Below are 11,342 nucleotides of genomic sequence, written 5' to 3' on the forward strand. Positions count from 1 at the left end.
GAAAAATTATGGCAATGGTTCAACCCAAATCGCAAAAGCTTCGTTTGCTGCTGACGCATCTGCTGCTGCTGGTTTTTATTGCCGGCATCCTGTTTCCGCTGCTGATGGTGGTCGCTATTTCACTGCGTTCCGGCAATTTTGCAACCGGATCGCTAATCCCGGATCAGATCTCCTGGGAGCACTGGAAACTGGCACTGGGCTTCAGCGTTACCCATGCAGATGGCAGCGTTACGCCGCCGCCCTTCCCGGTACTGCTTTGGCTGTGGAATTCAGTGAAAATCGCGGCGATTAGCGCGCTGGGTATTGTCACGTTATCCACCACCTGCGCCTACGCTTTTGCCCGCATGCGTTTTGCCGGCCGCGCAACCTTGCTGAAAGGGATGCTGATCTTTCAGATGTTCCCGGCGGTGCTGTCGCTGGTGGCGCTGTATGCGCTGTTTGACCGGCTGGGACAATATGTCCCCTTCCTCGGACTCAATACGCACGGCGGCGTAATCTTTGCCTATCTGGGGGGCATTGCGCTGCATGTCTGGACCATCAAGGGCTATTTTGAAACGATTGACGGCTCGCTGGAAGAAGCGGCTGCGCTGGATGGTGCCACACCGTGGCAGGCGTTTCGTCTGGTGCTGCTGCCGCTGTCAGTGCCGATTCTGGCCGTGGTGTTTATTCTGGCCTTTATCGCCGCAGTGACCGAAGTGCCGGTTGCCTCGTTACTGTTACGGGACGTTAACAGCTATACGCTGGCTGTTGGCATGCAGCAATATTTAAACCCGCAGAATTACCTCTGGGGCGACTTTGCCGCCGCCGCGGTATTGTCTGCCATTCCCATCACGCTGGTGTTCCTGCTGGCACAGCGCTGGCTGGTCAGCGGCCTGACAGCAGGCGGCGTCAAAGGCTAACCTCTTCATCATTGTGTGACCTCGCTGCCCCGGTGTTTAACCACCACTGGGGCGTTTGACGGCCTCCGGGCCGTCTTTTTTTTGGTAAGAAAGGCAAAACAACAGATTTTATCCCAATATATTTCCCTGCATCAGACTTAGAGATGATTGATTTATGCAACTTAATCAGGAAACTTTTTAATAAAATGTACGGATACCAGCGTAATTACAGCTTCTAATATTCCCTTAACTATCAACCAGTCAGAAAACGTCTTTATAAGAGATGATTTAACTTTTCGGTAATCAGACAATTTCCGATCAATATATGCGCAAGAAACACTAATAAAATAGCAAAAACCTTCAATAAACATACTTTGATCTGGTGCACATTTCTATTATTTGCGATTTGAATTTAAAATTCTCATAAATTAAATATATTCATACCGCAATCGGCGGTTTATTAATAAAGGAATATGATTATGGGGTATTTAAACTCAGGCATCAGCAACAGCAATAGTGAAAATGCAAACAAAGCTGTGCTCACTATTGAAGAACAGGAAGTGTTAGCATCCGTTTCACAGACGGATGATGAACGTAAATCTGAAGACTGACATTTCAGCGGCACATTTATGTGCCGCTTTAATAGAGATATTTTTCATGGCTATTTTACCTGAACGATCTGTCACCCTCTCGCGGTCAAAAAAGGCAATAGAAGATTATTTTACCCGGCAGGGCATACAGATAAAAAATGACAACTTTGGTGATACTCTCTCAGTGATGGTTACTCTGTTAAACAGAGGGGATGGCACAAAACCAGTGCCGGGGTGCGGTAAAGGCTATGCAGAGGAAGCCAGGGTGGGTGCACTCTATGAAGCTTATGAGCATTATCGAAGCTTTCCGGCGCTCAGAGAGGCAGGCAAATTATACCCATTTGAATCAATAATTCAGCAACCGGAACTTCGTGGAATGTTGCCCTTAACGATTCTTGCGAAATCATCACCCGCCATGATTGCCGCGGTTGAATTTCCAAATAAAAACCGCCTTGCACCGTTACTCTGGCCGCTTTTCTTAACCGATTGCGACTATTTCAGCCATATTTTTCCGGGAGACACTACCCATTATAACGCAGCACGCCGTTATACCAGCAATGCAGGCATCGCTGCAGGGTATGGTTTTACTGAAGCAGCTATACACGCAATAGGCGAAGTAATAGAAAGGCACTGCACAGGCACTCTCCTGGCAAGAACATTTTTCTACGGTACACAAAAAGAAATTCGCACGGTTAATACTGACTCATTACCCCCTACATTACAGAGTGTTTTATACGATGCTCAATCAGCTTTAGATGATGACGTGCAGATTATCGATGCCTCAGAGCCGGCACTGCCTCCGGTTTATATCGCGTACTGCAAGGGTAAGCCGCGTAACGGGATAACTATTTATGGAGCGGGCTGTTCAGTTTATGCCGATCACGCCGCTGCCCGGGCTATAAAAGAACTGGTACAGCTGCATAAACTGGCCGACAATTTTACGTCCTTTAATCAGGAGCTGGAAAAACACAAACAGCACCTGCAAACGCATGAAAAACTGTACCGATCTCTTATTGCCGATTTTAGCAGTCTCGCTGCTGAGGATGTTACGCTGCCTGAAAAGCGAGCTGAACTTGATTTGCAAGAACACCTGCACTTTCTGATAACCACGTGCGAAATGGCCGGGCTGCCTGTATGGCTTAAAGAGATAGACAGCGATCCTGCCGGCGTGTCACTGGCCTGCGCTGTCATGCCTGGTATGGAGCGATTCGCCCTGGTCACGTTGGGTAACGTCGTTATTCCCTGCCGGAATTATCAGGATCAGACATGCGTAAAATAATCTACATTCGGGTTCCGAATCGCGAGCGGCATGATATTTTTATCATGACAACAAAGGAATCACTTTTTGCCGGCATACGGACGCCATTCATTCATGACACTGCCTATAGCATCATTCTTCCCGGGATGATACGCGGCATACTCATGTCGCTGGATGAAACTAAAGATGAAATAATCCTTGGCATCAGAGTGCCGGACGATCCGGCGTGGCGTGAAAAATTACTCCCCGCCTGCCCGGATTATAATATTCACTTTCCGTGGCCGCCGCTGGATGGCCAGGGTAATGAGGCTATATGCCCGGAATCATTCTGGAACCAGATGGCTGATACGCCGGAGAAGCTGGACAGGCAGGAAGCGCATTTCCGGGTACATACTCTGAAATTGCTTCAGGGTATCGCTTTTCCAGGGTGCCGTGTGTTTGACCCCGCCTGCTCTACCGGAGCATTTCTTGCCTCATTAAAAGAGCAACTTCCCCGGCTAAACTATTTTGCTGCAGATCGTGCTGAAAAAATGGTTACAAAAGCCAGGCAGCAGCTTCCGCATGTTGCACACAGCGACTTTATGCAAACCAGTGACCGTACCAGGTTCGACATCATTTTTTGCCGCTTTGCTAATCATGAAGTGATAAGACACGATCAGACAGCCCCTGTTATTGATAAGCTGATTACGCTGCTTAACACAAAAGGTTACTTAATTATCTTTGGCCATACCCCTGTAAATATTGATATTGCTGACTATGTAAGGGGCAAAAACATTGCTCTTAAGATGACAAGCGGTTATAGCGAACGCTTTGCCGGTTTTTTCCAATACTACTTATTGCAAGCAACATAAAAGACCGGATTGCTGTCAGGAGTAAACCAGCATTGCCCTGCCATCCGCGCCCGGTGTCATTATGGCCAGCGCTTCTGGCCGGATCCGCAGGATGCAGCTGTATATCGTTATCTCTGCTCGTTCAGATGTGAGCCTTCATTCAGCGCCCATCGGTGGTCCTGTCAGGCGATGCGACTGCTGTGGTCTCATGTAAAATAGTTAAATAGCATAAGAATGTTGTAACTATGATGTAGTTTTTCCCGCTTTAACGCTTAGAAACAGAATCCCTGCATCGCGTAACCTCCGTTTGCTGATGACCATCTACACTTACTTCACCTGAGATCCCCTGAAAACATGAGGTTAAGATGAGTCTGTTATTTAGCGCCACAAAACTGGGACAGCTCTCGCTGGAGAACCGCATTATTATTGCGCCGATGTGTCAGTACTCCGCTGAGGCGGGTAAAGCCACTGCCTGGCACCGTATCCATCTGGGGCAGCTCGCCCTCTCCGGTGCCGGCCTGCTGATTATCGAAGCAACAGCCGTTGAGGATATCGGCCGCATATCACCGGGCGATCTGGGATTATGGGACGATGAGACCGAAGCTGCGCTGGCCAGCGTGCTGAAGGATATCCGTCCATGGGCCACATTGCCGATAGGTATTCAGCTGGGTCACGCAGGGCGCAAAGCCTCCTGTGCCGTACCCTGGGAAGGCGGCGAGCAGATCTCTGCGCAACAGGGAGGCTGGCAGACGGTGGCACCTTCCGCCGAGGCTTATCAGTCGGGTGAACAGGCGCCACATGCCCTGAGTAAAGAAGAACTGATGCGTCTGAAGCAGGCCTTTGTTGATAGCGCACAGCGCGCGGTGCGCATCGGAATTGAACTGGTTGAACTGCATGCCGCTCATGGTTATCTGCTGCATCAGTTTCTTTCACCGCTCAGTAATAAGCGCGATGATGAGTATGGCGGATCGCTGGAAAACCGCATGCGCTATCCGCTGGAGGTCTTTCAGGCGATACGTGATGCCCTGCCTGACTCAGTGCCGGTGGGCGTGCGTATTTCAGCCACTGACTGGGTAACCGGTGGCTGGGATAATGAGCAGTCTATTGCGTTCAGCCAGCAGCTGGCCGCCGCAGGCTGTGCGTATATTCATGTCTCAAGCGGCGGGCTGTCACCCGATCAGGAGATCGATATCGGCCCAGGCTACCAGCTCTCGTTTGCACGCGATATCCGTAAAGTAGTGGATATCCCGGTAATTGGCGTCGGACTGATAACCGATCCACAGCAGGCAGAACAGGCCCTGCATACCGGCGATACGGACCTGATCGCGCTGGCACGCGGTATGCTCTGGGATCCGCACTGGCCGTGGCACGCCGCCGCTGAACTGGGCGCCACCGTCAAAGCCCCGCCGCAATATTTGCGTTCAGAGCCGCACGGCCTGAAAGGCACCCTGGTACAGAACGGTAAATAATCCGTAGCGGCAGGCTGCCTGCCTGCCTGCCGCTGCTTTCTGGGAAATTTCACAGATTGCGGCCAGAGTAAGGCGCTCCGGCCTTTAACCTTTATGCTTCATTTCACGCATTCACATTAAAGGACGATGAAATGAAACCTCAACACCTTCTGCTTTCTGCTGTATTACTTTGCACTGCTGGCGTCGCCGCCGCTGATACCATGAAAAATCCGGTCAGCGTGCACGTGCTTAATCTGCAAACCGGTATCCCTACTGCGGGTGTAAAAGTGGAGCTGGATCAGAAAGCAGGCGATAACTGGACAAAGCTGGCAGAAGCCACCACGGATGCGCAGGGGCGGATCCCGGCACTTTATCCAAAAGATAAAATGGCGCAGTCAGGTATTTATCGTGTGGTGTTCAAAACCGGGGAGTACTATAAGTCGGTTAATCAGCAGACTTTCTTTCCGGAAATTCCGGTGATATTTAACCTGGAAAAAACCGATCAGCATTACCATATCCCGCTGTTGCTGAGCCAGTATGGTTACTCAACCTATCGCGGTAACTGATATTCAAAACGCGCTGGCTTCAGACCAGCGCGTTCTCATTTCAGCTCGCGCCAAATAACGGCAGCCAGTCCAGCCAGCTCAGCAGCCACGCGGCGATGTTCAGCACACCAAACAGCACCACCAGCGTAATCGCCAGCGGCGATTTTTCATGCGTGGTGAAGCGCTGCCCTGCCCGCCACGCCAGCAAGGCCGGGATCAGAACTGCCCACAGGGTTGCAAACAGACCGGCGTAACCAATAGCCGCCACGAACCCGTGTGGCCAGAGAATGGAGGCCAGCAGCGGCGGCAGAAACGTCAGCAGCGCCGTTTTTACCCGTGCTCCGGGTGTATCTCCCCATCCCATCCGGTCGGCAACAAAGTCGAACAATCCTGCCGTGACGCCAAGAAACGACGCGATAACCGCAAAATGAGAGAAGAGCGACAACATCAGGCTTAATGCCGGCACCTGCAGATGAGTACCTAAGGCCGCCATCAGCGCGGCGATGTCACCGCCCTGCGCAACAATAGCCGGAAACGCGCTGCGCGGCAGATTACCCATCGTACTGACGATCCAGAACAGGTAGAGCGCCAGCGATATCAGCGTCCCGAGCAGCAGGGCACGCGCGATCCTGCGACGGTCGCGCTGGTAATAGCTGACCAGACCGGTGATGTTACCGTGATACCCGAAAGACGCCAGGCAGAACGGCAGCACGCCAAACGCATAGGGCCAGTACGCGCTGCCTTCTGGCGCTGGCTGCAGCAGCGAGCCGCTGTCAACCTGCATCAGCAGTCCGCCAAATAACAAAATAAGCAGTGCAATTTTTGCCACCACGCAGAAGGTCATCAGCCGGCTCACGCCACGCGTACCAAGCAACACCACCACTGCAACCAGCAGCGTCAGCGCAATTTTTGCACCGGCCGTTGTGAGCGGTACGCCCAGCTGACTGAGGGAGTGCTGATAGACCGGACCGCTGGCGGAAATATAGGCGTAAGTCAGAATCCCCAGTACAAACAGGATGCTTAAACCGTTAAGTATCGCCCAGCCGCGTCCCAGCAGATCGCGTACAAGGGTGTCATAGCCTTCCCCGGCTGCATAATGCAGGCTGACCCGCATAAACAGCAGGCCGGAGAGCAGCATAGCGCCCCAGCTGATAAACAGCAGCAGCACGCCCCAGCCAAACCAGCTTCCTGCCATAACAACGGGTAGCGTAAACATGCCGGCACCCACGACGGTGCCACAGATGATCATAGCGCCCCACCAGACTGAGGGCTGGCGCGACGTGAGTTGAGGTACTGACATTCAAACGACTCAGAAAATTAGCAAAGGCGGGATGATACACATCATGTACTAGTATGTAGAGCACAAAGCGGAAAAAAGATTGCGGCGCCTGTAATCAGGCGATGACACTGACGCGCCCGTAAGCCAGGCGCGCAGATTAGGCGGGATTACTGATAAAAAGCCGGACGGGGCGGCATGGTAATCGGAACAATGTCACCACTCTTTTGCGCCGCGACGCAGGCGTCTGCTGCCACCGCCGCCGCATAACCATCCCAGGCAGAAGGCCCGGTCAGCTCGTCTGCAAGGACATTGTTAATGAACGCCTGCAGCTCCACATCGTAAGCATCAATAAAGCGCTTTTTCCAGTCGGTCAGAATGGCCACAGAGAGCGATGCGTTACTGCGCGTCTGTACCGCCATCGGTTCCGGCAGCCGGGCAATGCCGCTTTCTCCCACCACTTCACACTGAATGTCATAGCCGTACTGGCAGTTAACAAAAATTTCAACGTCGATGCGTGTACCCTGCGCCGTTTCCAGCAGGACAATCTGCGGATCTTTCAGATGTGAACTGGCGTGGCGCGTTTTGCGTGGCCAGATCACCTGTGCGCTGACGTAATCGTCATTCAGTAACCAGCGCAGCACATCCAGCTCATGAATCAGCGTATCGGTAATCGCCATATCTGTTGTGTAACTGTCACCGACTTCCGGATTGCGATGTGCACAATGCAGCATCAGCGGCGCGCCAATTTCACCGCTCTCCAGCACCTGCTTTAACGCACGATACCCGCTGTCATACGGACGCATAAAGCCGACCTGCACGCGTTTTTTACCGCCGGCCATCTCCGCTTCAACAATATTCATGCAGCCCTGCGCTGTGACCGCCAGCGGTTTTTCACAAAACACAGCCTTGCCTGCTTTGATTGCGGCCAGCACAAACTCTTCATGTGTCGGTCCCCAGGAGGTCACCAGCACGGCCTGTACGTCGGGCGCATTGATCAGGTCGTGCGCGCTGTCGTAGATCTCTGCCTGCAGCTGCAGCGCAGCTGCTACTTCTTTGCACTGACGGCGATCGATATCATTCAGCGCTACCACGCGCGCGTTCTGCAGCACCTGACTGCAGCGCCGGATATGTTCACGGCCGATTGCACCGGTACCAATTACGCCAATATTGAGTGTCATAGTCTGTTCCCTTAGCCGGTCGCGGTTAGCTGTTGAGGTAATCGATGCTGCTGCGGATCTGCTGCTCAATCTCTGCAGCGCTCCAGTTCTCCATCACCGACGAGAAGGGTTCAAACGCATAGATACCGCGGTAACCCATCTCTTCAAGGCGGGCAACCTGCTGTTTTGTCTGCAGTCTGTCATCAGCGCTAAGCATGATGCGCTCTTCATCCGTCAGCTCTGCAGCCGGACGGGTATCGGTCACGCCGGAAAGGTGAACCAGACCAATCTCATGAACATTGACGTGTCCGGCAAAGTCCGCTTCGGCGCCTTCATAGAGATGGTGATGAAAGGTATCCAGCACAATTTTGAACGGCACCCCGGCCTGTTTAATCAGCCGCTGCGCCTGCGCGGCTGAACGCAGCGAGCTCTGCGGAAAGCCCAGCGGCTCAACCAGTCCCTGAATGCCCTGCTCCGCAAACAGCGGCGCCAGGGTTTGCAGGGCGTCAATAGCCTGCGCGTCGCTGACCGGCGTACCATCGTTGAGCGGACAGAGCACCAGCGCTTTTGCACCGCTTTCCGCAGCGTCTTTCAGCAGGTTACGGGTCTTTTCCAGCACCTCATCACTGAGCTGATTAAACGGATAAACGGCATTGATGGTTTCGATAGTCAGGGCATGCTCACGGGCCAGCGCGCTGACCTGTGCGCCGCCGAGATTGTCGGTCACGCTGCCGCTTTTCATATCGTTGCGGAGTTCAACCTTGTGCAGCCCCAGCTTTGCCACCAGCGCAAAAAATTCACTGATGCTCAGGGCGGGGGCAATTTTGCGATTAATACAGAGGCGGTCGCTGCTTAGTTTACCGGTCATATTCAGTCCTGATGCGTACGGGTTGGAAGGCAACTGAAGGGATACTAAAACATCAGGCTGACCGGCTCCGCTGCTTCTTTGAGTGATTTACATCAGCTTGTATCGTGCTGCCTGAGTGCATATCAGCAGCCCGGTTTTTTACTGCGCGGCAGCGATATCACCAGTAAGCCCACCACAATCAGCACCACGCCCGCCAGACTGCTCCAGCGAAAGGGCTCATGAAACCACGGCAGTACAACAGCAGCCAGCCAGACCAGTACATAGCTCAGACTGAGTAACGGATAGAGCCGGTTGAGCGGCTGGTAGCGCAGCGCCACAAGCCAGCACAGCATCGACACCCCGTAGGCGGCGAGGCCCGCGCAGAGCATTAACGCAGGGCGCGCGCCGCCATGCAGCAGCGCGCTGAACGCAGGAAAGCTCATCATCGCGCCGCGCAGCATCAGCTGCGCCAGCGTCACCAGTACCACGCTGCAGAGTGCCAGACCGGTGCCTTTCATAGCTGGCTCCCCATCAAAGCCACCCCTGCGACAATCAGCAGCGTGCCCAGCCACTGCTGCAGCGTGTAGGCTTCGCGCCAGATCAGGCGTGCCGCTGCGGCAACCAGCACAAAGTTAAGGCTGAGCATCGGATACGCCTGGCTGACCGGCACACTGCGCAATACCTGCAACCAGAGCAGCATCGCCATTCCAGGCAGCAGCAGGCTGAGCGCGAGCCAGAGCACCATGCGCCTGCGCGGAGCGTCTGACGCCACCAGCGCTGCCTGCTTCTGACACAGCTGAGCTGCACAGCTGAGCAGGCTGACCAGAACAATCAGCAGCAGGTTCATGGCGCGTGGCGGTATCCGTACCAGACCAGCCGGCCCTGCTGCCAGATTTCATCCGGCACCGGCAGCGCCGCATCGGGCGTTTTCTGTCCGGCATCCAGCATCAGTACCAGCGCGACATCACCCTTTCTGCGATGAATCCGCAGCCAGTCGGCAAAATCTGCATCCGCAACGTAACGTTTCCGGGCATCGGCATAGCTGAGGCCATATTCCAGTTCGCCTTTGGACGTATAAAAAATCATATCGCTGCGCTTAAGCTGCCAGGCAATCGCAGAGGCGACGCCGGGGTTATCTGCCAGAATATAGCGACTGTGCGTAAGCTGATCCGCTATGTTACGGACAAAGTTCTGCGGCTGTTTGGCGTCCCGTATTCGATCGGGAATGGCGAATCCCACCAGCAGCGCCAGCGCCAGCGGGCAGAGCGCTGCCAGCTGCCAGCGCCGGGTATGCAGACTGACACCTGCCGCCACCGCCCAGCCGGTAAACGCCAGCGCCGCCAGAGAGGCGCGCAGCTTCTCGTCGCTGCTGTAGAGCGGCCGGTGTGCCAGCCCCCAGGGCGCCAGTACGCTTATCACCGTCAGCGCGGTCAGCGCGCCAAACAGCAGGTTTATCCAGCCGTTGAGACGCAGCGCGGTGCTTAATCGTGCGCTGTTACCCAGCGCATAACGTGCCATCAGCAGACTCAGCGGGGCGAAACAGGGCAGGATATAGGTGGGCAGTTTGCCTTTAGCAATACTGAAAAACAGCAGCGGCAGCACGACCCAGCACAGTAAATAGAGCATGCCTGCCTGCTGGCGGCGCTGCTGCCAGCCGCTTATCAGCGCGCCGGGCAGCAGCCCCAGCCAGGGCAGCGCGCCCGCAACCAGCACCGGCAGGTAATACCAGAAAGGCGCTTTGTGCTGCGCATTCTCTTCAGCAAAACGCTGAATATGCTCAACCCAGAAAAAGTAGTGCCAGAAATCTCCCGCCTGCTGCGCTATCGCCAGCGCCCACGGCAGGCTGAGCAGCACGGCGGTCAGCAGCGCCAGCGGCCCCCAGCGCAGCAGCTCCATAACGCGACGCTGCCACACCATCCACGGCACAATTGCCAGTGCCGGGACTGCAAGTGCCAGAAAGCCTTTTGTCATAAACCCCATGCCGCAGGCCGCCCCCAGCAGCAGATAGCCGGAGAACCGTTGCCGGAATGTGCGTGCCTGAGCTGCATACCAGAAGCTGCACATTGCCCCCGTCAGCCACAGCATCAGAATCGGGTCCAGCACGGCGTAAGTGCCAATGCCATAAACCAGCAGCGAGGTCATAAAAACAACACTGCCCAGCAGCGCGACGTTACGACTGGCAAACATCCGGCATCCAAGCCAGAAAATCAGCAGGCCGCTGCCAAAGGTGCTGAACAGCGCGCCGGCGCGCACGCCAAAATTAGTGTGGCCAAACACCAGCTGACCCAGATTGTTTATCCAGTAGCCGGCGATAGGTTTTTCAAAATAGCGCAACGTAAAAAAGTGCGGCACAACCCAGTTACCGCTGACCATCATTTCACGGCTTATTTCCGCGTAACGCAGCTCATCGGGCTGCCAGAGGTCGCGAAACGGCACCGGCAACAGATAGTAGAGCGCAAAGAGCATAAAAAGCAGTGTGGTTTTTGTTCCTGTACGCATCAGAACGCCCT

The 11,342-nt window shown here is 54.4% G+C and carries 12 protein-coding genes; 6 read left to right on the plus strand and 6 right to left on the minus strand.

From position 1 onward, the window contains the following. The first annotated feature begins 8 nt into the window (after positions 1–8). The 6 genes from malG (at position 9) to uraH (ending at position 5,570) form a co-directional block, all read left to right on the plus strand. Positions 9–899, plus strand: coding sequence for a maltose ABC transporter permease MalG (gene malG / locus SB719_RS05305; protein ID WP_293005591.1), 891 nt, complete (start codon positions 9–11; stop codon positions 897–899). Positions 900–1,357: 458 nt separating this feature from the next. Further along, complete coding sequence (locus SB719_RS05310) at positions 1,358–1,489, plus strand: hypothetical protein (RefSeq protein ID WP_412158993.1); 132 nt, start codon at positions 1,358–1,360, stop codon at positions 1,487–1,489. Then, the gene (locus SB719_RS05315) at positions 1,467–2,747 is read left to right on the plus strand and encodes a YcaO-like family protein (protein WP_412158994.1); all 1,281 of its coding nucleotides are present in this window, start codon (positions 1,467–1,469) and stop codon (positions 2,745–2,747) included. The genes SB719_RS05310 and SB719_RS05315 overlap by 23 nt, the downstream gene beginning before the upstream one ends. Further along, positions 2,735–3,577 carry a class I SAM-dependent methyltransferase gene (locus SB719_RS05320; RefSeq protein ID WP_412158995.1) on the plus strand — a complete coding sequence of 281 codons (843 nt, stop codon included), beginning with the start codon at positions 2,735–2,737 and terminating at the stop codon, positions 3,575–3,577. The genes SB719_RS05315 and SB719_RS05320 overlap by 13 nt, the downstream gene beginning before the upstream one ends. 344 nt (positions 3,578–3,921) lie before the next feature. Then, positions 3,922–5,025 carry an NADH:flavin oxidoreductase/NADH oxidase gene (locus tag SB719_RS05325; protein WP_292968738.1) on the plus strand — a complete coding sequence of 368 codons (1,104 nt, stop codon included), beginning with the start codon at positions 3,922–3,924 and terminating at the stop codon, positions 5,023–5,025. A 131-nt stretch (positions 5,026–5,156) separates the two neighbouring features. Beyond that, positions 5,157–5,570: a hydroxyisourate hydrolase gene (gene uraH / locus SB719_RS05330; protein ID WP_071668326.1), complete on the plus strand. Its 414-nt coding sequence runs from the start codon at positions 5,157–5,159 to the stop codon at positions 5,568–5,570. A 40-nt stretch (positions 5,571–5,610) separates the two neighbouring features. Here the strand turns inward: uraH and SB719_RS05335 are convergent, their stop codons facing one another. From SB719_RS05335 to arnT, 6 genes are all read right to left on the minus strand, one after another. Beyond that, a complete protein-coding gene (locus SB719_RS05335; RefSeq protein WP_065647375.1) occupies positions 5,611–6,849 on the minus strand; it encodes an aromatic amino acid transporter in 1,239 nt (412 codons plus the stop codon). 146 nt (positions 6,850–6,995) lie between these two features. Next, the gene (locus tag SB719_RS05340) at positions 6,996–8,006 is read right to left on the minus strand and encodes a Gfo/Idh/MocA family oxidoreductase (RefSeq protein WP_412158996.1); all 1,011 of its coding nucleotides are present in this window, start codon (positions 8,004–8,006) and stop codon (positions 6,996–6,998) included. A 25-nt stretch (positions 8,007–8,031) separates the two neighbouring features. Next, on the minus strand, positions 8,032–8,853 hold the full coding sequence (locus SB719_RS05345; protein ID WP_412158997.1) for a TIM barrel protein: 822 nt from the start codon (positions 8,851–8,853) through the stop codon (positions 8,032–8,034). A 122-nt stretch (positions 8,854–8,975) separates the two neighbouring features. Then, the gene (gene arnF / locus SB719_RS05350; protein ID WP_065647372.1) at positions 8,976–9,350 is read right to left on the minus strand and encodes a 4-amino-4-deoxy-L-arabinose-phosphoundecaprenol flippase subunit ArnF; all 375 of its coding nucleotides are present in this window, start codon (positions 9,348–9,350) and stop codon (positions 8,976–8,978) included. After that, positions 9,347–9,679, minus strand: a complete 333-nt coding sequence (gene arnE, locus SB719_RS05355) for a 4-amino-4-deoxy-L-arabinose-phosphoundecaprenol flippase subunit ArnE (RefSeq protein ID WP_304231542.1) — start codon at positions 9,677–9,679, stop codon at positions 9,347–9,349. The genes arnF and arnE overlap by 4 nt, the downstream gene beginning before the upstream one ends. Continuing rightward, the gene (gene arnT, locus SB719_RS05360) at positions 9,676–11,331 is read right to left on the minus strand and encodes a lipid IV(A) 4-amino-4-deoxy-L-arabinosyltransferase (RefSeq protein ID WP_412158998.1); all 1,656 of its coding nucleotides are present in this window, start codon (positions 11,329–11,331) and stop codon (positions 9,676–9,678) included. The genes arnE and arnT overlap by 4 nt, the downstream gene beginning before the upstream one ends. Positions 11,332–11,342 lie beyond the last annotated feature (11 nt).

This window comes from Pantoea sp. SIMBA_079 (assembly GCF_046940275.1).
GTDB classification, from domain to species: Bacteria; Pseudomonadota; Gammaproteobacteria; order Enterobacterales; family Enterobacteriaceae; genus Pantoea; species Pantoea borealis.